Origin of the sequence: Sporosarcina ureilytica (assembly GCF_001753205.1) — a bacterium.
Lineage (GTDB): Bacteria > Bacillota > Bacilli > Bacillales_A > Planococcaceae > Sporosarcina > Sporosarcina ureilytica.
The window spans coordinates 731,389-757,080 of record NZ_CP017560.1 but is presented as its reverse complement, the minus strand read 5'-3'; the positions used below and the strand labels follow the sequence as shown (position 1 = coordinate 757,080).

General features: G+C 37.8%; 23 protein-coding genes and 1 riboswitch. Of the genes, 6 read left to right on the top strand and 17 right to left on the bottom strand.

From position 1 onward, the window contains the following. Window positions 1-71 precede the first annotated feature (71 nt). The 3 genes from BI350_RS03815 to BI350_RS03805 form a co-directional block, all read right to left on the bottom strand. The gene (locus tag BI350_RS03815; RefSeq protein ID WP_075526919.1) at window positions 72-1,502 is read right to left on the bottom strand and encodes a carbon starvation CstA family protein; all 1,431 of its coding nucleotides are present in this window, start codon (window positions 1,500-1,502) and stop codon (window positions 72-74) included. 61 nt (window positions 1,503-1,563) lie between these two features. Beyond that, the gene (locus tag BI350_RS03810; RefSeq protein WP_425423239.1) at window positions 1,564-3,090 is read right to left on the bottom strand and encodes a malate:quinone oxidoreductase; all 1,527 of its coding nucleotides are present in this window, start codon (window positions 3,088-3,090) and stop codon (window positions 1,564-1,566) included. Between the two features lie 215 nt (window positions 3,091-3,305). Then, entirely contained in the window at window positions 3,306-3,752 is a 447-nt protein-coding gene (locus BI350_RS03805) for an ATP-binding protein (RefSeq protein ID WP_075526917.1), read from the bottom strand. 243 nt (window positions 3,753-3,995) lie between these two features. After that, window positions 3,996-4,079: riboswitch (cyclic di-GMP riboswitch) on the top strand. Between the two features lie 75 nt (window positions 4,080-4,154). Here BI350_RS03805 and BI350_RS03800 point away from each other — a divergent pair. Together BI350_RS03800 and ric are read left to right on the top strand one after the other, a co-directional pair. Beyond that, window positions 4,155-6,656, top strand: a complete 2,502-nt coding sequence (locus BI350_RS03800; protein ID WP_075526916.1) for a bifunctional diguanylate cyclase/phosphodiesterase — start codon at window positions 4,155-4,157, stop codon at window positions 6,654-6,656. 109 nt (window positions 6,657-6,765) lie between these two features. Next, window positions 6,766-7,464 (top strand): iron-sulfur cluster repair di-iron protein, encoded by a 699-nt coding sequence (ric, locus tag BI350_RS03795; protein WP_075526915.1) that lies wholly within the window; start codon window positions 6,766-6,768, stop codon window positions 7,462-7,464. A 107-nt stretch (window positions 7,465-7,571) separates the two neighbouring features. On the opposite strand, the gene BI350_RS03790 is transcribed toward ric, so the two are convergent. The 3 genes from BI350_RS03790 to BI350_RS03780 form a co-directional block, all read right to left on the bottom strand. Continuing rightward, complete coding sequence (locus tag BI350_RS03790) at window positions 7,572-8,021, bottom strand: SRPBCC family protein (protein ID WP_075526914.1); 450 nt, start codon at window positions 8,019-8,021, stop codon at window positions 7,572-7,574. A 37-nt stretch (window positions 8,022-8,058) separates the two neighbouring features. Continuing rightward, window positions 8,059-8,685 carry a GyrI-like domain-containing protein gene (locus BI350_RS03785; RefSeq protein WP_075526913.1) on the bottom strand — a complete coding sequence of 209 codons (627 nt, stop codon included), beginning with the start codon at window positions 8,683-8,685 and terminating at the stop codon, window positions 8,059-8,061. Between the two features lie 120 nt (window positions 8,686-8,805). Continuing rightward, window positions 8,806-9,432, bottom strand: coding sequence for a peroxiredoxin family protein (locus BI350_RS03780; RefSeq protein ID WP_075526912.1), 627 nt, complete (start codon window positions 9,430-9,432; stop codon window positions 8,806-8,808). A gap of 219 nt (window positions 9,433-9,651) precedes the next feature. Here BI350_RS03780 and BI350_RS03775 point away from each other — a divergent pair, with 219 nt between their 5' ends. Next, on the top strand, window positions 9,652-10,431 hold the full coding sequence (locus BI350_RS03775; protein WP_425423238.1) for a 2-keto-4-pentenoate hydratase: 780 nt from the start codon (window positions 9,652-9,654) through the stop codon (window positions 10,429-10,431). Window positions 10,432-10,526: 95 nt separating this feature from the next. On the opposite strand, the gene argH is transcribed toward BI350_RS03775, so the two are convergent. The 3 genes from argH to BI350_RS03760 all read right to left on the bottom strand — a co-directional run bounded on the left by argH (window position 10,527) and on the right by BI350_RS03760 (window position 14,883). After that, on the bottom strand, window positions 10,527-11,807 hold the full coding sequence (gene argH, locus BI350_RS03770; protein WP_211117168.1) for an argininosuccinate lyase: 1,281 nt from the start codon (window positions 11,805-11,807) through the stop codon (window positions 10,527-10,529). Window positions 11,808-11,852: 45 nt separating this feature from the next. After that, a complete protein-coding gene (locus BI350_RS03765) occupies window positions 11,853-13,376 on the bottom strand; it encodes a Na+/H+ antiporter NhaC family protein (protein ID WP_075526910.1) in 1,524 nt (507 codons plus the stop codon). A 205-nt stretch (window positions 13,377-13,581) separates the two neighbouring features. Beyond that, window positions 13,582-14,883 carry a hypothetical protein gene (locus BI350_RS03760; RefSeq protein WP_075526909.1) on the bottom strand — a complete coding sequence of 434 codons (1,302 nt, stop codon included), beginning with the start codon at window positions 14,881-14,883 and terminating at the stop codon, window positions 13,582-13,584. A 294-nt stretch (window positions 14,884-15,177) separates the two neighbouring features. Here BI350_RS03760 and BI350_RS03755 point away from each other — a divergent pair, with 294 nt between their 5' ends. Beyond that, window positions 15,178-16,359 carry a DHH family phosphoesterase gene (locus tag BI350_RS03755; RefSeq protein WP_075526908.1) on the top strand — a complete coding sequence of 394 codons (1,182 nt, stop codon included), beginning with the start codon at window positions 15,178-15,180 and terminating at the stop codon, window positions 16,357-16,359. 155 nt (window positions 16,360-16,514) lie between these two features. On the opposite strand, the gene BI350_RS03750 is transcribed toward BI350_RS03755, so the two are convergent. From BI350_RS03750 to BI350_RS03725, 6 genes are all read right to left on the bottom strand, one after another. Beyond that, entirely contained in the window at window positions 16,515-16,814 is a 300-nt protein-coding gene (locus BI350_RS03750; RefSeq protein ID WP_075526907.1) for a rhodanese-like domain-containing protein, read from the bottom strand. 13 nt (window positions 16,815-16,827) lie between these two features. Further along, on the bottom strand, window positions 16,828-17,187 hold the full coding sequence (locus BI350_RS03745) for a rhodanese-like domain-containing protein (protein WP_075526906.1): 360 nt from the start codon (window positions 17,185-17,187) through the stop codon (window positions 16,828-16,830). Between the two features lie 69 nt (window positions 17,188-17,256). Further along, window positions 17,257-18,951 carry an FAD-dependent oxidoreductase gene (locus BI350_RS03740; RefSeq protein WP_075526905.1) on the bottom strand — a complete coding sequence of 565 codons (1,695 nt, stop codon included), beginning with the start codon at window positions 18,949-18,951 and terminating at the stop codon, window positions 17,257-17,259. A 205-nt stretch (window positions 18,952-19,156) separates the two neighbouring features. Then, the gene (locus tag BI350_RS03735; RefSeq protein ID WP_075526904.1) at window positions 19,157-19,411 is read right to left on the bottom strand and encodes a spore coat protein; all 255 of its coding nucleotides are present in this window, start codon (window positions 19,409-19,411) and stop codon (window positions 19,157-19,159) included. An 11-nt stretch (window positions 19,412-19,422) separates the two neighbouring features. After that, window positions 19,423-19,608: a hypothetical protein gene (locus tag BI350_RS03730; RefSeq protein ID WP_075526903.1), complete on the bottom strand. Its 186-nt coding sequence runs from the start codon at window positions 19,606-19,608 to the stop codon at window positions 19,423-19,425. A gap of 235 nt (window positions 19,609-19,843) precedes the next feature. Continuing rightward, complete coding sequence (locus BI350_RS03725; RefSeq protein ID WP_075529222.1) at window positions 19,844-20,443, bottom strand: cupin domain-containing protein; 600 nt, start codon at window positions 20,441-20,443, stop codon at window positions 19,844-19,846. Between the two features lie 149 nt (window positions 20,444-20,592). Here BI350_RS03725 and BI350_RS03720 point away from each other — a divergent pair, with 149 nt between their 5' ends. After that, a complete protein-coding gene (locus tag BI350_RS03720) occupies window positions 20,593-21,885 on the top strand; it encodes a PLL family lectin (protein ID WP_245698298.1) in 1,293 nt (430 codons plus the stop codon). Between the two features lie 110 nt (window positions 21,886-21,995). Here the strand turns inward: BI350_RS03720 and BI350_RS03715 are convergent, their stop codons facing one another. Beyond that, window positions 21,996-22,754, bottom strand: coding sequence for a HEAT repeat domain-containing protein (locus tag BI350_RS03715; protein WP_075526902.1), 759 nt, complete (start codon window positions 22,752-22,754; stop codon window positions 21,996-21,998). A 254-nt stretch (window positions 22,755-23,008) separates the two neighbouring features. Between BI350_RS03715 and BI350_RS03710 the strand changes: the two genes are divergently transcribed. Beyond that, window positions 23,009-23,974 carry a sensor domain-containing diguanylate cyclase gene (locus BI350_RS03710; RefSeq protein ID WP_082294950.1) on the top strand — a complete coding sequence of 322 codons (966 nt, stop codon included), beginning with the start codon at window positions 23,009-23,011 and terminating at the stop codon, window positions 23,972-23,974. 38 nt (window positions 23,975-24,012) lie between these two features. Here the strand turns inward: BI350_RS03710 and rlmD are convergent, their stop codons facing one another. Next, window positions 24,013-25,374 (bottom strand): 23S rRNA (uracil(1939)-C(5))-methyltransferase RlmD, encoded by a 1,362-nt coding sequence (rlmD, locus tag BI350_RS03705; RefSeq protein WP_075526901.1) that lies wholly within the window; start codon window positions 25,372-25,374, stop codon window positions 24,013-24,015. Window positions 25,375-25,692 lie beyond the last annotated feature (318 nt).

Sequence of the window (25,692 nt, the reverse complement as noted above, 5' to 3'; positions counted from 1 at the left end):
AATAATGCATCTTTAAAGATTTAAAACTCCCTAACCATGATGGCTAGAGAGTTTTATAAAAATTATTCGTGTCAATCTATTGCAATATCTGTTACGATTTTATATTTTTTATTCGAATTACCTTTCATAAAGAACATAATAACTAAAACAATCATTAAGGGAATCGCGGCAATGAATGATACTTTTAAGTCTAAATTGAAACCGATTTTTTCGGATAAAATATAAACAAGTACCATATAAGAAATAAATAATGCTGGGATAAGTGATATAAAATAATTTTTTCCTTTGACGAATAAATACATCGTCGCAATCCAAAGTGCAATTGCAGCCGTTGCTTGGTTCGCCCACGAGAAATATCTCCATAAAATATTGAAATCGATTTGTGTCAATAAAGCAGAAATCGCAAATAATGGAATCGCAATCGCTAAACGTTTCGCAACGCGTTTTTGATCAATCTTTAAATAGTCTGCAATAATCGAGCGTGCTGCACGGAATGCCGTATCCCCTGAAGTAATTGGAAGGACAATCGCACCAAGAACAGCAATTGTTCCACCAACAGCGCCTAGTAATGTCATCGACACTTCATTCACAACCGCTGAAGGTGTTCCAGTGTTAATGAATTCACTTAACGTTTGACCATCTAACAGACTCATTGCCGCCGCTGCCCAAATCATGGCAATTACAGCTTCTGCAATCATCATGCCGTAAAAAACATAACGTCCTTCTGATTCTTTTTTCACCGTTCTAGAAATAATCGGTGACTGTGTCGCGTGGAAGCCGGACAATGCGCCACATGTAATTGTGAAGAATAAAATTGGAAACACCGGTAAATTTGCAGGATGCATATTTTCCAATGTTAACTCTGGAATCTTGTAGTCGGAGAACAATAGACTAACCCCAACACCCAATGTTCCAATTAGAAGAACAGCACCGAAAATCGGATAAAAACGGCCAATAATTTTGTCGATCGGTAAAATTGTCGATAAAAAGTAATAAATAAAAATAATGGTAATTAAAATCCAAAGTGCTACTTGTCCATTCAATAAAATGGCTAATAAGGATGCTGGTGTCGTGACGAAAACGGTTCCAACTAACAGTAATAGCAACAAAGCGAAAAGATTCACAATGTGTTTACTGATTGCTCCCAAAAATCTTCCAGCTAGTTCAGGAATATGTGCCCCTCTATTTCGAATAGAAATCATACCGGTTAAATAATCATGTACAGCACCTGCAAAAATTGAACCTAGAACAATCCATATAAACGCTACCGGACCAAACAATGCCCCCATAATCGGACCAAAAATAGGCCCCGTTCCTGCAATATTCAATAATTGAATTAAAGCATTTTTATGCTTATTCATCGGTACATAATCGACACCATCACTATTTTCATATGCCGGTGTTTTGCGTGAATCAGTCGGTCCAAACGTTTTCTCTATGAATTTACCATATACTATATAGCCAAATATTAATAAAACAATGGCTACTATAAATGTAATCATGTTTTCCCCCCGGTCTCTCTCTAGATGTTTCTACTTGAATTCATTCAATTGTTCTTCATTTTTATACCTTTTCTAAAACTCTTTCTTCATCTGCTTCTGTCACTTCCGATTTCTCAATCAGTTCAAGCGCTTCCGCCGTTGAAGTAAGCAGTTCATGGAACAGTTCCGGGTTATCCACAAGTGATACGCCATAAGAAGGAATCATTTCTTTAATTTTCGGTTCCCACGCCTCTAGATGCTCTGGGAAACATTTTTGAATGACTTCAAGCATGACATGAACAGCCGTCGAAGCACCCGGTGATGCACCGAGCAATGCAGCAATTGAGCCGTCCTCTGCGCTCACTACTTCCGTTCCAAATTGTAATGTCCCTTTTCCACCCTCAACCGTATCTTTAATCACTTGTACACGTTGCCCCGCGACAACTAAATCCCAATCCTCCGCTTTCGCATTTGGAATAAAGCCTCGCAACTCTTCCATTCGCTGTTCTTTTGACAATAATAGTTGTTGAATTAAATACTTCGTCAAGGACATCTCTTTTGCACCTGCCGCCAACATCGTCATAATATTATGCGGCTTTATTGAAGTTGGTAAGTCAAGAATTGAACCTTCCTTCAAAAACTTCGGCGTAAAACCTGCAAAAGGTCCAAATAATAAAGATTTTCGATTGTCGATATATCTCGTATCTAGATGCGGAACCGACATCGGCGGTGCACCAACTGAAGCTTTCCCATAAACTTTTGCGTGATGTTGTTCGACAATATCCGGATTATTACATACCATGAATAATCCACTTACCGGGAATCCGCCAATTCGTTTCCCCTCAGGTATTCCAGACTTTTGTAATAAGTGGATACTACCGCCGCCAGCACCGATAAAAACAAACTTAGCCGCATGCCGTTCGACCGCGCCCGTTTCAAGGTTTTTTACTTTCACTTCCCACAAACCATCGCTTGTCCGCTTAATATCTTTCACATCATGTTTATTATGTATATCTACATTATGATCTTTTAAATGATGAAACAACATACGTGTGAGTGCCCCAAAATTCACATCCGTTCCCGAATCAATCTTTGTTGCTGCAATCGGTTCATCTAGTGAACGATTTTTCAGCATAAGGGGTATCCATTCTGCGAGCTTTTTCGGATCCTCCGAATATTCCATTCCATCGAAAAGCGGACTTTTTGTAAGCGCTTCAAAACGATTTTTCAAAAAACGGACATTGTCTTCTCCACTAACATAACTCATATGAGGCAATGGCATAATAAAATCTTGCGGATTATGAATAAGCTTTTGATTGACTAGATAGGCCCAAAACTGCCTTGAAAGCTGAAACTGTTCATTTATACTTAACGCCTTCGTAATATCGACCGAACCATCGGGATTTTCAACCGTATAATTCAACTCACAAAGTGCAGCATGCCCCGTGCCTGCGTTATTCCACTCATTCGAACTTTCTTCACCCACATCTGACAACTTCTCAAACACTGTCAATCTCCAATCCGGAGCTAACTCTTTCAACAACGCCCCTAATGTCGCACTCATTACACCTGCGCCAATTAAAATAACGTCTGTTTGTTTGATACTCATTATCTCACCCATCCCTACACCCTATTATTTGCAGAAAATCCTAGCCATCCGCCAAAATGAGGCCACGTCTTTTCCGTAACAGTAATCACTACTACTATTATAGGATAGTCCTAACATATTTGAAATGATGATTTTAAAAACAGTGGCAGTCACCCGAAAATTCCAAACAGTTATACTCAATCGAATCACCATAATTGTTCGGATGACCGTCACTATTATTTTAGGTGGTCATATGGCAAACACTCTTTACCTTGCCGCACTGTCGAGTTACCTTCAATCGTCGTATAATAGGCATTCCCAGGAAAAATATGCATGATTAATATTCGGATAGTCCCATTTCCATACAATATTTCATCAAACGAAGGGAGTATCGGCGGCACTGTATGATTCTGTATTCTTTGTTGTAACACCTGAATATTTATCTTGAATGGAACACCTAATAAGACATTAGATAGGCCGGTTACTTTATCAGCAACGCCGAAAACAACACTTCCCCCACCACCATTTGCCATACAAACAGCATATCGAATCATTTTTTTTATGTTTTCTTCTACACTACTATCATTCCATTGCTTGAAGTCCAAATCTTGCGCTTCAAAGTCATCTGCAATACGGGTTTCCAACTGTTGAATGATTGCCTCAATCTCCAGTTTGCTTTTCATCCACACCTTCCTTTCATGATGTCTTGCATGCAATCTGCTATATACAAATTTGATATATTCCTATGCAAACAGGCAGTTTCCTAGCGATCGTACTGCCATGTCTTTCATCTTATTTATATGTTTCACATCCACTGAGGTGACTCATTAGATGAATGGCAACAATCATCCATTTACGTATTAAAAATTCACCTTCGACATTGCGCAATTTAGAATTTTATATTATTATTGTGTTAGGGAAAATTTTACAGAAGTGGAAGCGAAGAACAGCCGCTCTTAAATGGGCACTTGGGCGGCTGGGAGCGACTAGTGCAACCGACTCTTTTTAAGGGTCGGTTTTATTTTGTTTATCCCATATTTTTATCGTAACAAACGACCCGTAAAAAGTTTATAGGGGTGAAACCGATGAAAAAACTATTTTACAGTCAGTTTTGGAAGAATAATTACTTAGCCATGCTCATTCCATTCTCGCTGCTTCTTTATGCTTTATTTTTTAGCGAATCATTATTTGGGCTTTTTTCTGAGGACAACTATGTCATGCTTCACTTACTCATTGAGTTCTTTATCATTAGTGCATCTTTTACCATTGCACTTCAAGCATGGATGACTTTTCCACATACTTTATCAGTTCAAAAAATATGGTTGGGTGCCTTATTTTTCAGCATTGCGTTATTAGAGATTTTTCATGCAATTACTTATAAAGGCATGCCATATTTTCTTATGGAGAGCTCTCCTTACCAAGCGACTTGGTTTTATATTGCCGCAAGACTTGTATTGGCGGTAGGTTTGTTAATCGTTTTAATGGTCAAAGACAAACCTGTCTCAAACAATCAGCATTGGATTGCCTACGGAATCGCCCTGCTTCATGCCGGCATATGGATTGCAGTTATTTTCAATCCCGTGAAATTGCTTCCAGATTTAGTGATTGACGGAGTTGGTCCTACTTCACTCAAAAACAACTTACAATACGTAGCTGCAGCCATTCAAGTTTTGTGCATGGTCTATTTGATAAAACATTTCAATACCGATCGTACGCGAAATTTAATGATGCTCGTCGCTTCTTGTTATTTGCTTATCGGAGATTTTCTGTTTACATCTTATAAATATGTAGATGATATTCATAATTTTCTTGGACATTTATTTCAATTAACAGCAGTCTATTTCTTATTGCGCGCCATTTATTATACGTCGGTACAAGAACCTTTTCAGTTATTACAGAAAAAGAAAAACCAAATAAAGTATTCCGAGAAATTTTTAAAAACAATGACTTCTCAAATTGGGGAAGGAATCATTGTGATGAATCATAAACAAATTATTACGTTTATGAATCCAATGGCAGAGCGCTTATTAAATTGGCGGAAACATGAATTAATCGGGAAAAACTTGCGTAGCATTCTCAATAATTCGGATAAACATTGCCCATGCCAAACTGAAAGTGAAGCGATTATCGAAACTGAGTTTACAAAAAAAGATGGGTCCCATATCCCAGTATCTTATGTGACAACACCTTTTATTGAAAACAAGAAAAATGCCGGGTCGATTATCGTATTTAGAGATATTACGGAGCAGAAAAAACATGCAGAACATATCTCTTATTTAGCGTATTACGATGAGATAACGAAGCTTCCGAATTACCGCCATTTCCAAAAGCAAGTAAATGAGGCCATCGCAAATAAACCTACTACTAAGAAAGCAGTGATGATGCTTGACGTTGAACGTTTTGAAACAATTAGTGAATCGCTCGGTCACGATATCGGAGAAGTCGTTTTGGAAGCAATTGCGAATAGGCTGCGTATAGGTTTGCCGAAAAGCATACTTCTAGGGAGTATGCGGGGTAAAAAATTTATGCTCTTCGTAGACTCTCTTACAAGCGAAGTAGCTATCGAAATACTTTGTAAACAAATCGAAACCATTTTTTCTGAACCTATTCAAATGAAGCATTTTCAACTAAATATCATCACAAACATCGGCGTTGCCTGTTATCCAGAGCATGGTGAAAACGAGACTGAATTACTTAAAAATGCTCAAATCGCTATGTATGAAACACAAAATGCACCCGTGAATTTCAAACTTTTCGAACCGATGATGAACGAACAACGATTGGAACATCTCGTTTTAGAAAATGATTTGCATAGTGCAATTGAGAATAATGAATTGTATATCGAGTATCAGCCGCAAATCAACTTGAAAACAGGTGAAATTCATGCCGTAGAAGCGCTAGTACGTTGGCTACATCCAGAACGCGGATTTGTATCACCGGGGAAATTCATTCCTCTTGCGGAAGAAACGGGTTTAATCATACCGATCGGCGAATGGGTGCTCAAAACAGCTTGTCAGCAGGTAAAAAAATGGCACGCGCAAGGCTTGCCCAATATCAGTGTTGCGGTTAATATTTCTACTCGACAGTTTTTTCAGCCAAATTTAGTGCAAGTTATTGAGGGCATTTTAACAGAAACAGGGGTAGCACCGAAATTTTTGGAACTGGAAATTACTGAAAGCATGACGATGAATATTAATAATGCAAGAGAAGTTTTATTAGAATTGAAAGCACTTGGTGTATCGATTGCAATGGATGACTTTGGAACGGGCTATTCTTCCCTCCATTATTTAAACCAATTTCCAATCGATCGTTTAAAAATCGACCGATCTTTCATTCAAAATATACAGGAAAATAAACATAATGCAGCTTTGTGCACCATGATTATTACCGTAGCTGAACATTTGAATATCGACGTGACCGCCAAGGAATCGAAGCGTACGACCAATTGGATTTTTTATGGGTGCATAACTGCTTCCATATTCAAGGATTTTTGTTTAGTAAACCGCTTCATCCAGATGATTTTTTTGCAAACTTCGATACAATTCAGCAACAAGCCGCAACCTTTCGGGCCACCCAAAAAAACGTGAAAGTTTAAACTTTCACGTTTTTTCATGACTGGCATTGTGATTTTTATCACAACTTTTTGGCGAAGCTTCCTTTATGATAGATATACATTCAAAAGAGGAGGAGACTAGCATGACTCAAATTACATTAGATACACATGTTTCCGATATCGTTACACAATTACCACAAAGTACGGATTTATTTAGAAAATTACGTATCGACTTTTGTTGCGGCGGCAAAATTGCGCTAAAAGAAGCAGCGGAAGCCCGTAATCTTGGACCTGAAGAAGTGTTAAATCAGGTGAAAGCATTAGAAAGTAAACGCGAACGTCGTGAAAGTATGCATCCTGCTTCTTTCGGCGATCGAACGCTTGTGTCATATATTCAAGAAAAGTACCACGATGAATTGAGAGAAGAGCTCCCTGCTATTGCACCGTACGTAACGAGAGTTGCTCGCGTTCATGGCGATTCAAATCCGCATCTACTGCGTATTGAGGAGATTTATAGAGAATTACGGGATGAACTTTTAGCGCATACGGAGGATGAAGATAAGAATGTGTTCCCGATCATTCTTGATTTCTTGAAAAATCCAACGACTGAACTAAAAGAACAAATTAAACCTCATGTATTGGAATTAGAAGAGGAACATGAGAATGCAGGACGTTTGTTAAATGAATTACGGGAAATCACAAACGACTTCACACCGCCAGCGGATGCATGTGGTACGTACCGAACAGTATATGCACGTTTGGAACAACTTGAAAAAGATACTTTCGACCATGTTCACCTTGAAAATAATGTCTTATTTGATCGCGTACGTGAATATCTTTAATTAGTCCATCAACATAAAAAATCAGCCTTTCGGGTAGGAAAGGCTGATTTTTTTCGTAGTTTCTAAGCATTTTTATTTCAGCACACACTAATTTGGTCAAACATACTTTACTCATCTGCTTCAGCAATCTTTTTAACACGTTCTAAAAACTCAATAACCACTTTATCAGAAGCAAACAATAAAAATAGTTTCACAAACCATTTTAAAGGACGATTCGTTACAGTATAGGTAAATGAAGTTTTATCATCTGCAATTTTTGCGATGTCATATGAAGCTGTTATCTCAAACATACTTGCAAGGGTAAAACCAACCTTCAACTTTTTCTGTTTAGGCGTATTCAAATAGTCCAATGTTTCCACATCGTATTCTTCGATTCTTTTACCTTCTTTGTATTTTTGACGATAAACACTTCCAACTTTATCATCGGTTACTTTAATCGGTTTATGTTCAATGACATTAGGCATGATTTTTTGCATATTTTCTACAGAACCGTCAACAAGACACCATACTTTTTCGATAGGCGCATTTATTTCAATATTCCTTGTCCATTTTTTCATTCGTCGTTCCTACTTTCTAAATTGACTTGCCTAAGACTTAACCTCGAGGTTTTACTTGATACCTTAGCACTGTTTTCAGTTTAGACGGTTCGACCCTTCTAATATCCGAAAGGTAAATTTCTCGATGCGTTAACGAAACTCTTTCTAACTGCTGAGTTTCCAAAAACGCATCCATTTTTTCAAAAGTTTGCGGTTCTTCATCAAACGGACCGACATGAAGCATTTGCACTGACATCCCGTCTTCTACCGTTTCAAACTTAACCTCTTCCAGATATGGGTGTGGTTTCTTTTCTCTTACCCGTTCAAAAGCCCGTTCAACAACTTCAGCTGTGACAAAGTCTGGTTGTCTAATCATAATTGTATACACCAGTTCATCTTTATTGAGTTCGTCTAATTGCCTTCCTTCTTCCGTTAAATCCCAAATTCCTTCTAACGGATATACGGTATACTCAAAATAACCTTCAGGCGTGTAGCCATTTCTAGGCATCATCCGAATCGCATAGGCCAACGAATAAAGCACGCCGACCCTTTCAGCAAACTCTTCATGATTCGGATTACCTTTCCCCTGAATCATAAAAAACTTTTGTTTAGAGACCGCCACTAGTTCAGGTTTTTGCTTTGGTATATATAAATCTTTTTCCTTCTTTCTCCACTCGAATTTCATGAAGCTCCTCCCCCCCAACAAGAACAATAGTTCGTTTTCATTAGTTTGATTTTAACATAAACGTACTCGATAACATAATTATAAAAAGCCCGTTCTCAAAAAATGAAAACGGGCACTTTATTAATCCACACGAAACTCTTCACTATTCTCAATTAACCACTTAATCACTTCAACATCCAATGGAATCATGACTTTGTCTGTAATGACGCCTTCTGGATTCACAATATAGGTAGTTGGATATACAATCACTTTATATAAATCCATAACCTCGCCTTTTTCGTCCATTAATATTGGAAAAGTGAGTCCATGTTTATCGACAAATTCGGGTACTTTCTCTTGGCTACCTCTTTCAAGCGTTGTCATATTCACTGCGAGTATTTCAATGTTATCTTGATCTTTATATTCTTGGTAATACGTTTCCATATGGGGCATTTCAACGCGACATGGCGGACACCATGAAGCCCAGAAATTAAGCATGACAGTCTTCCCCCGATAATCAGACAGGTTGACCACTTCACCGGTTAAAGTTGTTAATTTAAAATCAGGTGCATGATGCCCCACATCAATCCCAGATTCTACATCTAAACTTTCATCCACAAGATTATCAGGCAAATCTTCAAGATTGCCACTTTCATATTCATCCAATCCCTTATCTTTCGTTTTCATATTTGTCGTAATCATAATTGTAATCATTGCTACGACTAAGATTGCCGCAAGAGTTATAAAAAGAATTCTAATTTTCTTCATTAAACTGCTCCTTAGTGTTGCTTAGTTGGGTTAACTGGTTACCCGTTAAAGTACTTCTTACCATAATGGTAGTATACTTTAGATAGCATTTGGAGGCCATTTATGACAATTATCGTAAGACAAATAGATTGGGGATTTTAATCTAGGTGACTGCCTCTTCACAGAAATCTCCTAATATAGTATGTTTAGTGTCATACATATCTAAATGGGGTGATTATTTTGACAAGTGTAGTAGATGAAATTGTTGGGACAATCATGAATTCTTACGAAACAAAACAGCCTATCGAATTTATCCGACATCGTTATACACTGGATGAGGAGACTTCTTATTTAGTACAGGAGAAATTAATTCACCAAAAATGCGCGTCAAAAAATACCGAAATTGCTGGTTATAAAATTAGTATGACAAGTGCTGAGACGCAAGCGATTGCGAACACGGATGAACCGGCTTACGGGACGTTACTCTCAACGCATATTATGCATAGTGGTGATTCTATTTCCCTTACCTCTTTGTTTGCACCTTTAATTGAACCTGAAATTATGTTCGCTCTAACGGATGATTTATCACTTGGGGCCAGTGAAGAAGAAATCATTAAGAAGAGTAACATTTGCGCGGGAATCGAAATTCCGGATGCGCGATACATCGATTGGTTTCCGAATTTTTCATTACCTGACTTACTATGTGACAACACTGCAACTGGCCTTGTCGTTTTAGCAAATCCAATTGAACCTTTTTCATTTAATGCATTCGAACAGATTAAAATGGAACTTTTCCATAACGGTGAAAAAATTAGTGAAGGAATTTCATCCGCGGTGTTAGGAAATCCCGTTTCTTCCGTTGCTTGGTTGGCTCGAAAATTGGCGAAGAAGAATAAAATCTTAAAGAAAAATATGATCATCTCTTCAGGTACATTTATTTCTCCGCTTGTTGCAAAGGAAGGTACATATAAAGTGTCGTATTCGGATATTGGTGAAGTTGAGGTGACTTTTGTGCCATAAAAAAATAGCCTGACTCTAGTTTTCTAGAGTCAGGCTATATTTGAAAATTCTAATTATATAAAACCGATGAATCAACTATTACAAAGCTTTTTAGGTTACCTAATCTCTTTGATTAGCTTTTTATTTCCCTTTTCTAATATAGCTTCGTAGTCGATATATGCGTAAATATCGTCTGTAATATTATGGCTGAACTTCGCTAATTCTTCAATTGTTAAATCTTCAATTGCTTTCTGCTGCTCTTCACAATAAATGATGATTTTACCAACAATTTCATGCGCATCTCTAAAGGCCGTTCCTTTGCTCACTAAATAATCAGCGACTTCTGTAGCGTTTAAAAAACCTGCTTTAATTGCCGCCTTCATATTTTCTTCCTGTACATGAAGTGTATCAATCATTTTCGCCATAATCTCCAGACAATCTAACACGGTATCGAGTGCATCGAAAAATTGTTCTTTATCCTCTTGCATATCTTTATTATACGTTAACGGCAAACCTTTTAACGTCGTTAGCAATGCAAAGAGAGAGCCATATACTCTACCCGTTTTCCCTCTAATTAATTCGGCAGCATCCGGATTTTTCTTTTGCGGCATGATACTGCTTCCCGTTGCATAAGCATCATCCATTTCAATAAACTTGAATTCTTGGCTACTCCAAAGAATGAGTTCTTCACTTAGTCTGCTCATATGCATCATCGTAATAGAAAAACCAGACATAAGTTCAAGTAAATAATCACGATCACTTACCCCATCTAAGAAATTATCAACTGGTTTAGAAAAGCCTAGTAAATCCGTTGTGATTTGACGGTCGATATTATGCGTTGTTCCTGCTAATGCGCCGCAACCAAGTGGATTTTCATCCAAAATATTTACCGCATTTTCGATTCTTTTTTTGTCTCGGCTAAACATTTGAACATACGCACCCAAATGGTGATTAAATGTCACGACTTGTGCACGTTGTAAATGCGTATAACCAGGCATAATGACATTATTTTCCGCAGCTTTCTTCATTAACGAATCAATTAATTGCTGCAGTGCAACCATTACTTCTTGTCCTTTATTTTTCGCATATTGTCTCATATCGACCGCAACTTGATCGTTTCGACTTCTTGCTGTATGAAGTTTCTTGCCTACTTCACCAATTCTCTCCGTTAAATTCATTTCTACGAAAGAGTGAATATCTTCAAAGTCACCTTCCACTTTTAAGATGCCAGACTCAATATCTTGTAAAATCGATTCAAGTCCATCCACTAATAAAGTTCCTTCATCTTCTGTCAATAATTCACACGCTACAAGCATCTTCACATGTGCAATACTGCCAGTAATATCTTCATAATATAGTCGTCGATCGACAGGTAAGGAGGTATTAAATTTTTTCATGATGTTATCTTCTCTACCTGTGAATCTTCCACCCCATAGTTTCACTTATACTCCAACCTCTTTTCTCATTTTCACGTTTTGAATTTTCGATAGTGTAAATACTGCCACTAAAAGCAAGACTAGTGTTAACACTAGCGTATAAGCATTTCCTGTAATACCAGCAACAATAAATCCGATAAAAGCAATACTCGCATTTAACAATGCATAAGGGATTTGAGTTTTTACATGATCGATATGATCCGCACCAGCACCTGTTGATGCTAAAATCGTCGTATCGGAAATCGGTGAACAGTGATCACCAAACACGCCTCCTGAAAGAACAGCACCAATACAAACTAGCATATGTGCATCTAATCCGACCGCCATCGGAATCGCAAGTGGAAGCATAATCGCGAATGTGCCCCATGAAGTACCGGATGCTAAAGAAATGACAACACCAACAACAAACAAAATTGCCGGGATGATAAACGGTGGTACATTGCCTCTCATCACTTCAATAATAAATTCAGCGGTTCCCATTTCTTTAATTACATTGCCAAGCGACCATGCCAAAACGAGCGTAAGTGCAACGTAAACCATTTTTTGCATGCCTTTCGTATAAATATCAAAAACCTCTCCGAATTTTCTCACATTATAAAACAGCATTAAACCAATTATTGTAATGGCTGCAAATAAATATGCCGCACTTAGTGATACTCGGAAATCACTACCTGGAACAGGTTCGAAAGGAAAACCGTATGAAATTAACAATCCAAATAACGTAACGAATAATACCAATAGTGGCAGCCAAATAAAAATCGCTCGTCCACCTTTTGTTTCTCCTTCAATATTTTCAGCTCTTCTAAGCGGCTTAGATTCTGTCCAATATAATTCGCCCGTTTGCTGAATTCTTCTTTCTGCCCTCGCCATAGGTCCGAAATCTAATTTTGTTAGTGCCACAAGAGGAACTAGAGAAACGGTTAATATTGCATAAAACTGAAAGGGAATCACTTGAACAAACGTACTAAACTCAGAAGTCGCAATGCCTAACGCATCGAATTCTGTTCTAATCAATCCCATAATATAAACACCCCATCCAATGAATGGGATTAATATAGCTACTGGAGATGACGTTGAATCGATAATCCACGCAAGCTTTTCGCGTGAAACCTTCGCTTTATCAAATATTTTTTCAAAGACAGGTCCCACGATGAGCGGAGTACCTAAGTCTGAGAAGAAGATGATAATACCGCCAAACCAAGCAGATATTTGTGTTTTAGCTCTCGTATTTATAAATCTCGTTACTTTAGCAGCAAGTGCGCTTCCACCGCCAGACTTCTCCATCAACGCTACAAAACCGCCAATGAAAAACAATAGTACTAAGACAGCGGCATTATATCCATCCGCGACGATTGGAAAATAATAATTACCAATTGTTTCCGTCGTTGCTTTAAGTGGATTCCCGCCTACAAGAATCAGCACCCCAATAAAAGCACCTGAGAAAAGTGAGACTAAAACGTTTTTAGTAACAATTGCAAGAATAACCGCAAGAATAGGCGGAATCAATGACACCCAACCTAGATGCTCCATAAGCAACTTCTCCCCTTCATGTATTGTATAGGGGTATTTATTCATTAAATACCCTAAATTGATTATATTTAATATAATCATGAAAAGCAACATCTTTTCTGAAAATAAAATCATCTGAATTTCACTATATTCTAGTTCAATCTAATCGGAAATTCGTTCATTAAAAAAGACTGTTGAGATAATCATTCCCAACAGTCTTTCATCACTATTTAATCGCATACATTAATTTGTAAATTCGCCTTGGTCGCCCTCTCGTTTGCAATGATTCATGTCCAATACATTCTGCTAATCCTGCCTCACAAAGACTTTCAATAAAACGCCTAGTGTTTCTTTCATCTCTAGCTAATTGAGTTGAAATGTCTTTCACAGTAAACTCGTTCACCCCTGATTTTTTCACTAAAGCAAACGTTTCTATGTAATGCTTCAAATTGATATTTTCTTTTTTAAGCGTATTGATAAAGTTTTTATCATTGAAATATGGAAATTCAACGGTATCTAGGTTCTCGCTTTCTGCTTCTATTACTTCCCCATTTTCTTGAACTAAAATAATTCCGCCATCTTCTTTTGATTTTCTTAATGCATGATTCGCATTTAACTCCGCTAAAAATACTGTTTCACCAAAACCAATGCCAATACCAACCTTCAATCCAGATTCCAAAATGAGATCATTTACGGTTTCTTCAATCTTTTGAATTTCCCTGTCAGTATCCCCACGAGAACTAAAAATTAAATATCGACCAAGCCCTTTTTCAACAAATGAACCATTTAATTGTTCACTTAATAGAATAAGGATTTTTTTCAATTTCAACTCCAAAAATTGGAGTTCATAAATTTGTTTAGAGCTTTTGAAATAACTTTCCAATTGAACCATTTCGAATAAGAGCACTGCAACTTGCGAGTCTTTAAAATAGATTGTCTTAATTCTCTCTGAAAGAAGAGTAAGCGTATGCTTAATCTCTATGTCACTTGTAGATATTCTAAACGCTGGAACGCCCATTTTTTTTAGTTGTAAATAGACTTCCTCATAGCAAGTAATGGCACCTTTTGTATGTCCATTTTGCCAATGATGATAGTGGAATTGAATTAATTCCTCCGTCGACGTCTTCTCAGAAAACGTTTTAAGAAAAATATGTTCACGTTTAATCGTAAGTTGGTTAAATGCATCTTCTAAATGACTTTTTGAAATCTCGTCAATACTAAAGTAATCAAAAGGGGATTGGGTTTGATTCGTAAATTCAATCAATCCCTTGAAAATACCAGCTTCCGTATGATGTATGTAAATCAGGCGCTCTTTATTTTTCATCTCTTGATAGGCTATATTGTAAGATATCCTTCCAGAAAAAATCCAAAAATCTACACTATTTCTATTTTCCTCTATTATTCTTTTGGTTTCTTTAACCTTTTCATATGGAAATGATTGAAATAAAATGTCCAAATGCATGCGTTGTGCAGTATGCAAGATTTTTTTTACTGTAGAATGTGGACCTATAATTCCTACACTTATCATAAAAACACCCCTTTCATTCAGTGCCAAGTCCGTGAATACTGGTTTCGCTCATTCTAGTACAATCAAAACATTCCATTCTCGTTAGGCGAACTTTATCTCCTAGACACTAATTTTTTATCACCTCATACACACTTCACATAGATTCAATGCTAGTTTTGTTGAATTTAAGTTCAGTCTATCTAATTATAGAAAATTTCGCTACATTAAACTAATTGATAAGCAAATAATATACAACTCTTTAGATGACTGTCCCCCCTACATTTTGACTATACTGTCATTCGAGGAGGGAAGGACATGTATAAATTGTTGACGCATAATGATTTGGACGGCGTTGGATGCGGTATTTTAGCGAAAATTGCTTTTGGAAAGCAGGTCAAAGTACGCTACAATTCCGTTTCTGGTCTCGATCGCGAAGTTGAATGGTTTTTGGAAAATGATGATAAAGAAACATTTTTGTTGATTACGGATTTGTCGGTAAATGAGGAAAACGAGAAGAGACTTGAGGCATTTTATCAAGATGGTGGAAAAATACAATTGCTTGATCACCATAAAACAGCTCTTCACTTTAATCATTATGAGTGGGGTCATGTCGTTATAGAAGATAACGAAGGAAAATTAACTTCAGCAACTTCACTGTTTTATCAATACCTTGTTACACATCAAATTCTGGAACCTTCAGAATCTATCGCTGAATTTGTCGAACTCGTTAGACAGTATGATACATGGGAATGGGAAAAGAATAATAACCATTTTGCACAACGCCTCAATGCCCTCTTCTTCCTCATAACAATTGAGGAATTTGAAGAAAAGATGATTAGTCGTCTGAATTCAAGTGAGCATTTTGTCTTCGATGAATTTGAAAAGAAAATACTCGATATGGAAGAAGATAAAATCGAACGCTATATTCGCCGGAAAAGACGAGAACTCGTCCAATTGAAAACCGGCGTTCATTTTGCTGGAGTAGTTTATGCGGAATCCTACCATTCAGAGCTTGGCAATGAACTTGGAAAAGAATACCCGCATCTTGATTACATTGCAATCCTAAATATTGGGGGGAAGCGAGTCGGCTTTCGAACCATACATGATCAGGTAGACGTATCTGAAATTGCAGGACAATTCGGTGGAGGCGGGCATGCCAAAGCTTCTGGATGCTCGTTAACCAAGGTGGCTTTCCAACAGTTTGCGGTGGACACATTCCACCTAGAGCCATTAAGGGAAGATGCTCGACGAAATCGCTATAATGTAAAACATTCTTCGTTTGGTTCTCTATATAAAAACCGAATGGAAGACATCTTTTTCCTTTATTCAGAAAATGAACAAAGATGGGCAATTAAACAAAATAACATAAAGTTGGAACAAACCTTTACAAGTTTCGAAGAAGGCGAACGTTTCCTTAAAAGAAACTACGAAGCCTGGCTTGTGCGGGACGATGCTTTCGTCAATTATTTAATAGATCAAATCAAGACTGATAAGTAAGGGATCCCTGTGTTAAAATATTTTAGTGTATGATAAGAATCATTTTTAACACAGGAACCCTAAACCTTATCAAGACAACTAAAAAAAGTATTAAGTACACAACCATTTTAAAATGGAAAGTGTACCTAATACTTTTCAGGTTTTAATAATTCATTTTACTCCAGTTCGCCTCGCCAATCATTCATTCCGCCTGTCATATTTATTGCGTTGAATCCAAGTGCTTCTAATATTCCACAAGCAGCTTTACTGCGATTTCCGGATTGGCAAACAACGACATAGTTTGTTTCTTTATCCAAATCATTTTTACGCAATGCTAGTTGAGTGAAAGAAATGTTTTGTGCGCCAGGAATTTTCCCGCTGAGTAACTCAGCCGATTCGCGAACATCAATAATAGAGATGGTATCACCGTTTTGTATACGCTGATTTACTTCATCCGGCGTGATTTGTTTGGTCACCCTACTCTCCTCCTTATCGCCAAGCACCCATACCGCCTGTCACATTATAAATCTTTTCAAAGCCTTGCTTTTTAAGAATCGATGCTGCCCTTGCACTTCTCATGCCACTTTGACAAATCACAACGACTTCTTTGTTTTTATCTAGTTGGTCAGCTTTTCTCGCTAAGTCCCCGAGAGGAATATTTTTAAACTGCGACTGGTGGTTCGCTTTATATTCACCAGGTGTACGTACATCAATAAATTGCACTTGTTTATCTTTCAATTTACCTTTCGTTTCTTGCACGGATAGATTCGTAACGCCTTTTGTTGGCAGGAAACGTCTCATAATAAATACAACTAACAGGATAATGATTAACCATTGAATGATGTCCATTTGAGTACTTTTCACTCCTTATATGTGTTAAAGCCGTTATCAAAAACGGCTTTAACCTCTCTCAATCAATTATTTAAAATTGTATTCCGTAACAATCTTCTCTCTTCCAGCAACTAAATCATTGTAGTATTCATGCAGGCTGATGCCTAAATAAGAACCCGAAATGTTGTACACATTTTTGTAGCCTAAGTTTTCTAACGCAATGACCATGTTATAACTGCGCTGTCCTGAACGGCAGTGGATATAAACAGGTTGATCTTTTGGAATTTCATCTAGACGGTCTCTAAATTCACTTAATGGAATATTGACTGCATTTTTTAGATGGCCCCGATTGTATTCGCCTTGTTCTCTTGCATCAATAATGAAAGCATTATTTTCCACTAACGCACGAACCTGTGACACTTTAACCTCTTTATATCTTCCGTATAATTGATTGAGCGCCACTAATGCCGCATGATTGACGACATCTTTTGCTGTTCCCATCATCGGGGAATAAGATAGTTCTAGATCTTTTAAATCCTCTAAAGTTCCATTCATTGTAATCATCGCCGCAATGACGTCAATTCGTTTATCAACATTTCCCTTACCAATCGCCTGGGCACCTAATAATTTCCCTGTTGGCACTTCATACACTAATTTAAAATGCATCGGACTACTATTTGGCATTAAACCAACTTTATCTGCCGGAATAATATAAACAGAATCATAGCGAATGCCAGCATTTTCAGCCATACGCTCATTTAATCCTGTTGACGCTGTATTGAGACTAAATAAATGCATAGAAGATGAGCCAATGACTCCTTTATTTTGGTTCGGGATTCCATACATATGGTCTGCCGCTGCTCTTGCTTGCTTTTGCGCTGGACCTGCTAATGCGAGTCGCGTAGGTGTATGTGTGAGTTTGTGATAAACTTCAATCGCATCTCCTACTGCATAAATATCTTTATCGTTCGTTAAATAATTATGGTCTACTTTAATCGCGCCTGTACTGCCAATTTCAAGGTCTGCTTTTTGTGCTAAAGTAACTTCAGGTCTTACACCAATTGCCATGACAACAGCATCTGCCTTTACTTCTTTCCCTGATTGAGTTTGAATATAGCCCTCGCCGATTTTATCCAAACCGTCATTTAAAATTAAATGAACACCATTGTCTACCATTTCTTTATGCAAGATTTGCACCATGTCATGATCTAATGGCATCATAATCTGATTCGCAAATTCAACTAAAGAAACATTGTATCCTGCCTTTTTTAAGTTCTCAGCGACTTCAACACCAATAAATCCACCGCCTATCACGGCAATATCTTTTAGACCACGATGTTGAATAAATGTATTTAAGTTTTGGATATCCACGACGTTACGTACTGTAAATACATTATCGTTATGAACGCCTTCTATGTTTGGACGAATTGGTGCTGCTCCAGTAGAAAGCACCAACTTATCATAGCTTTCTTCATACGTTTCATTAGTTAGTACATTTTTAACTATAATGGTCTTCGCATCTCGATTAATTGCCACAACTTCTTGGCTAACTCTAGCTTCGATATTGTATCTTTTTTTGAACGTTTCTGGTGACATTAATACAAGGTCATCACTATTTTCTACAACACCGCTCAAATGATAAGGAAGGGCGCAGTTTGAGAAAGATACATGTGGTCCCTTTTCAAACATAATCACTTCGGCTTGTTCATCTAACCTTCTTACTCGAGCCGCTGCGGAAGCTCCTCCTGCAACTCCACCAACAATCAATATCTTTTTACTCATTATCAACGCTTCCTTTCCTTTAACACTTTACCTGTAGGGGTATGTTTTATTCGAAATAAAAATTAGTTTTTTGAAGTATTTAATCTAGCATTATCATATACCCCTCACCGTATGTTGTCAAGTCTTTGAAATCCAAAAAACCGAATCTAATGAAAGCTAGATTCGGTTTGACCATAATGGGTATGCTATTTTGTTAAATACAACATTATTGTGGAGAAGATAACTGGGCTTTTACTTGTTGAATGACTTCTTGGGAAGCTGGGGCAGCTGGTGTATAGTAACCTTTTCCAAGTGCATATTGATAGATAACTCTTTGTCTTGATTCATCTTGGTTTCTCATGTTTATTAAAGTTTGACGTAGTTCTGAGTTATTCGCTTGAGATATCATATTTGCATATCCAGTGAGACTTGCATTTATTCCAGCTAAATAATCGCTAACCATTTCTTTATCTTGTAACATCTTAAACCCTCCTATCCTAAAAATGACATCAGTTGTTGTTCTGCTTGTTTCGCTGCTTGAGCATCTCTTTCAAATATTGTTTTCAGTTCCGGGTCTGAACAATTTTGGGCATACGTTTCTAATTTTTTCACGATTAAGCCATGGCCGCCGATAAGATGTCGTAAATTTTCAACTTCTAATTCGGTTAAATTATGCATAATTGTACCTCCCTTTATAAAGATTACATATTTATTTTGCCCATATTGTTTAAATTAATGCAGAAATAGCAAAAAAGATAAGTAAAGATAGTGGTGACCACTAACTTTTACTTATCTTTCTGTCTTTAACCGTGCCAGTCACTCAAACTTTCGTGACTTTCGTGAAAGTCACGTTTATTACAATTAACGTGAAAGTTTTAGTGACTGTCACCCTTTAACAATAGGCGACATTGTTTTAATGACCGTGCCCATACTCCGCTTCCGCTTCCATCGCATCATTTTTTGTAGTATGGACAGTGCCACGCGGGTGTTCTGGAGGTGCATAGATTGAGTAAAGCTTAAGTGGCGTATTTCCTGTGTTCGTTATATTATGCCAGGTTCCAGCAGGAATGAGAATCGCAGAGTCGTCTTCAATATACCTCACAAAATCTAAGTTATTTTGAGTACTTCCCATTCGTACGACACCGTTGCCTTCTTCAACACGTAAAAATTGATCTAAGTTTGAATGCATTTCTAATCCAATGTCTTCACCAGCACGAAGACTCATTAACGTCAATTGTAAATGTGATCCAGTCCACAATGCCGTGCGGAACGTATTGTTTTGTTTGGTTGCTTCATTAATATCCACTACAAACGGTCTTGGTCCATAATCTCTTAAGGATATTATTTCATCATAATCATCATCATAATCATTGAAGTCTCTTTGTCCTACATGACCTGGCGTATTCCAGTATCCATACTGTCCACCATAGTTATACATTTGGGCATGGGCGTGGGCATGCGCATTGACATAATAAGGATTTTGATATTGAACCCCATACGGATAATAGTAAATTGCTCTCAATCCTTTCACGTTTTATCAAAATATCCTATGCATATCTGATTGAGAGTGTACCTAATCACCTGCTAGATTTGTTCATGACATAGGTAACCAAATAAGCCCTGCCTTGCATATACTGACTCTGTAATAGAGGAGGTAGTAAGTTGTATAGATATTTATATCAAGCACCACATTATTATAATCTACCGCATCTATATGCGAATCATCCGTATATGTATGCAAATCAACAACAGGCATTTGCAAATCAACAACAGGCATTTGCAAATCCACAGCACATGGCAGTGAATCAACCACAATCAATTTCGAATCAACGCCCAAATGCGCAGGAAATTATGCAAATACTTCGTTCGCAGCACAGCAACTTATATGCAGAGCTAGATCAAGCCGGGATGCCTCGGGCGATAACTGATTATTTATTTCGTCTCGTAGTCAACTACACACTCAACCAGGCAAACACCAATCAAACTGCACCCCAAATCTACAATCAAATTCAGCGCCAATTCCCATGGTTAAATCTACTGTATAGGCAATTTAATATCCCGCAAAATGTAGTCGATCGAATCCTAGTGAGGGTCATCCAAATCACGTTGAATGAACTTGGAAACGGCGGCCAACAACCTGGTCGCGACTGGATAGGATGGGAAGACCTTGGGGGCGTATTAACATCAGCACCTACAGTCGCTTCTTGGCAACCCAATCGACTCGATGTATTTGCAAGAGGTACGGACCAAAGCCTGTATCACAAATGGTGGGATGGTCGAAGTTGGAGCAATTGGGAAACGCTTGGCGGCGTATTAACGTCAGCGCCTGCTGCAGTTTCCTGGGGACCGAATCGAATTGATGTTTTCGTAAGAGGAACCGACAATAGTTTATACCATAAATGGTGGGATGGAAGTCGTTGGAGTGATTGGGAAAGTCTTGGCGGTACCCTAACGAGTGGCCCTGCTGTTTCGTCACGCCGTCCGAATCAACTCGATGTATTTGTAAGGGGTACAAATCAAAGACTGTATAAAAAAACGTGGAATGGTTCTCGCTGGGAGGATTGGGAAGACCTAGGCGGCACACTAACTTCTGAACCAGCGGCTGTATCTTGGGGACCAAACCGCATCGATGTATTTGCAAGAGGACAAAACCAAGATTTAATTCACAAATGGTGGAATGGATCTAATTGGAGTAATTGGGAAAGCCTTGGCGGGGTATTGACAAGTGGTCCTGCTGTTTCTTCAAGCCGTCCAAATCAACTCGATGTATTTGTAAGAGGAACAGATCAAAGACTGTATAAAAGAACATGGAATGGTTCTCGTTGGGTAGACTGGGAGGACCTAGGAGGATCCATAACGTCAGCTCCTGCAGCCGTGTCTTGGGGACCAAACAGAGTTGATGTATTTGCTAGGGGAGAAAACCAAAACCTTATCCATTTGTACCGTGGGCGTTAAAGGAAATATCGCTGACTGATTGACATACAGACAATACGTTTCAAATAAAGAGTATCAGGCGCTCGTATTGATTGAGTACCTGATACTTTTCACCGTGTAAACCTCTATATTCACCCTTTACTAGTTTCAAAATAAGAGATGACTTCGGCTTGCGTAAATTCACTAAACCTTTCATACCTACCATGCACCTCTATCGTCTCTTCCTTGTACAACGGATAGATTTCTTTGTTATCCCAAGTTTCCACTTGCTTGGACACATAAAATAAGCATCCTTTTTTATAGCTAATCTGCCCTAATACATGAATAAGCATATCCTTTACACGTTTATTTTCCTCGTATTGGAGCAACTTCAAAATATCAATGATGTCTTCCGGATGCTCACGTCCGCGAAGTTCTAGACCATGACAGGCCAATCTACGTATTTCTACATTTGACGATACAATACTCACTTTGCAATATGGCAATATTTCATCTGGATTTTTCTCCCCAGCTTTTTTTAGTGAACCGACAACTGCATTTCTAACTGAGTGATGGTGATCTACCATTCCTTTATCAAAAAATGCTTGCACACATTCAAAATCATTCATTGCAATTTCCCCACAGGAATTTATAACGGTTTGACGAATTCGCTCACTCTTATTTTGAAATAATTGATTCAGACATTGTAAAATATCATCAAGTATTGTAGGCTTTTCACGATATATTCGCCCAACAGCTAAGTATGCAGCTCTTCGGAAGTATGTATCTTTATGGTCAAAAAGTAAGGTCATGTCGTTCAAATCTTTGCTAGTTATTTCATCGCGGATGCTATCTTGAATTTCTATAGTTCTTTGTTTTCTTTCTTCTTTTGTCAAATCATAAAATTTCATTGTCATCCTCCTCAAAATTTCGTGCCAGTCACCCAAACAACACTCAAACATTCATGATATTCATGTTTATTCTAATTTACACGATTGTTTTATTGACTGGCCATATTTAACTTTCCAATAGTTAACAAAAATGAGTAGAAACCAAGTATAATGAATAAATAAAAGTGCAATAAATGAAATAACATTCGGAAACAACTGCATTTCAAGAACATGCCTATAAGAGGTTAAAACTAAGGAAAGAAAGGGAATTTCCAGTGATCATAGAATTCTTAATGTACTTGTTTGGTATTGCCATTCTCTTTACGATTGGTTTACAACTAAAGAAGTTTTGGAAACGGTTAAAACAGCGAATAGATTATTTAAAAACAATCGAGCATTTAGTCGAAAATTCCAAAGACATCATTTACTATTGTGAAGTTAAACCAGAGTTTAAATATCGATATATTAGTCCGGCAATCGAGACGTTGTTGAGCCCCACCTTGATTGAGGATAGCATGAAAAATCCAAGAAGGGCCTTTGAAATTATTCATCCGGATGATTATCATATTTTGGTAAAAAAAGAGGCTGGCGAACTCGATTTTAGCAAGCCCATTATTCAAAGGTGGAGAAATGATGACGGAGAATATATTTGTTTTGAAGAATATGCGACGCCAATTTATAAAGACGGTAAAATGGTCGCACTCCAAGGCATCATTCGTAATATTAATGACAAAGTAATCCTGCAACAGCAATTGGAGTATAGAGCAACGCATGATAGTTTGACGGACCTGCATAACCGTGAACATTTTGAAACACAAGTCGGTATATTCGATAAAGCCGAAGACGTACCTATCGCCATTGTGATTTGTGATGTAGATGAACTGAAATATGTAAATGATACGTATGGACATAAAGTAGGGGATCAATTGATAAAAGAAACGGCAATACTCCTAAAAGAATTCGCTACTGATGATGTCATCGTAGCAAGAATTGGAGGGGACGAATTCGCTATAATTCTCGTACAGACGAATCCTCAATACGTTGAATGGATGTTGGATGAGATTCAATTAAAAATCGACGTTTTCAATCACAATGAAGGCGCATTGTTTGAAATAGAATTATCAAAAGGCTATGCGTTTAGTCATTCATCCATTGGCAAAATGGATGAGTTATTTGTGAAAGCAGACAATGAGATGTATAAGGATAAAAATAATAAACGAACTCACTTATTGATAGGGTGAGCGTGATAGTCACCCTATCATAGTGAATGTAACCACATCTAAATCTCCAACCAAGCTACACACTCGACATGGCTGCTTTGAGCAAACATTTCAACCGGTTGCACTTCCTGCGTACGATATCCTCCCTCTTCCAGGATTCGTAAATCCCTGGCGAGTGTCGCTGGATTACACGATACATAAACGATTCGTTTTGGTTTATATTCTAATATTGTTTCTAATAATTTTTCATCGCAACCTTTACGCGGTGGATCGACCATGAGTACGTCAAAGCGCTTCCCTTCTGCATACCAATTTGGAATGACGACTTCTGCGGGACCTGCTTCAAAATGGGCATTATCAATCGCATTCAATTCTGCATTTCGTTTCGCATCTTCAATCGCTTGTGGAACAATTTCGACACCGTATACTTCTTTTGCTTGTTTAGCTAAAAACAATGAAATTGTGCCGATACCACAGTATGCATCAATCACGGTTTCATTGCCTGTAAGCTGAGCGTATTCTAATGCTTGTCCGTATAATACTTCCGTTTGTTCAGGGTTTATTTGATAAAAAGAACGTGCGGAAATCTCAAATTGTATATCTCCGATTGTATCGACGATATATGGTTTTCCATATAATAAAATTGTTTCCTCGCCGAAGATGACATTCGTGTTTTGCGTATTGACGTTTTGCATAATCGACGTAACTTCTGGAACAACGTTTTTAATAACGTCAATGACCGCTTCCTTTTGCGGAAACTTTTTAGTGCGCGTAACGAGGACGACCATTAATTCACCAGTAGCCCGAGCTTTTCGAATAACAAGATGACGCAGCATTCCCCGGTGGTTAATTTCATCATAAGCTCGAATGCCTAATTCATGAAGCTTATGTTTCAGCGTAGACATCAGTTCGTCTGCTTCTTCACTCTGGATAATACAAACATCTGTATCGACAATATCATGCGTTCGTGTTTTATAAAATCCTGCAATCGTTTCTCCATTACTTTCGCTAAATGGAATTTGGGATTTATTGCGGTAACGCCAAGGATTGTCCATTCCTTTTACAGGATGCACTGGAACATGCGGTAGTTTTCCAATTCGGTCCATCACATCGCGAACGGTTTTCCGCTTTTGAACAAGTTGTGCTTCATAGGACAAATGTTGAAGCTGACAGCCTCCACAATCCCAAAACACATGACACGGCGGCTCTACTCGGTCAGGCGATGCTTTTTTCACTTCTATTAATTTTGCAAAACCGTATTTTTTCATCGGTTTCATCACTTGTACTTCTACTTCTTCTCCCGGCAATGCATTCGGAATGAATAGCGGATACCCATCTACTTTCGCAACACCTGAACCATCATGAGTTAAGTCTTCTACATAGACCGTAAGGCGGTCGTTTTTATTTACAATATATGCCATTATTTTTCCTCCAAAATTCTTCTGCCTTTAGTTTACCACGGTACGTATGAAAATACAGACGCCAGAACACGATGATGTCTGTTTTTTATTAAGAAGTATTAGGTTCTTTTTTAATTTTTTAGCACTTTGTACTAAAAAACGATTTCATAACGCACGTTTAATTTCTTAAATTCCACACAATATAAAAGCAGAAAAAACGTTTACCTATGTTGAATTAAGGTTATATAACGATTATGTTAATTCTTCTTTCAAAACAGCTAATAATCTATTTTATAAAACACTTGAGAATTGAGTGAATATTTGGTATTGTGGAATGTA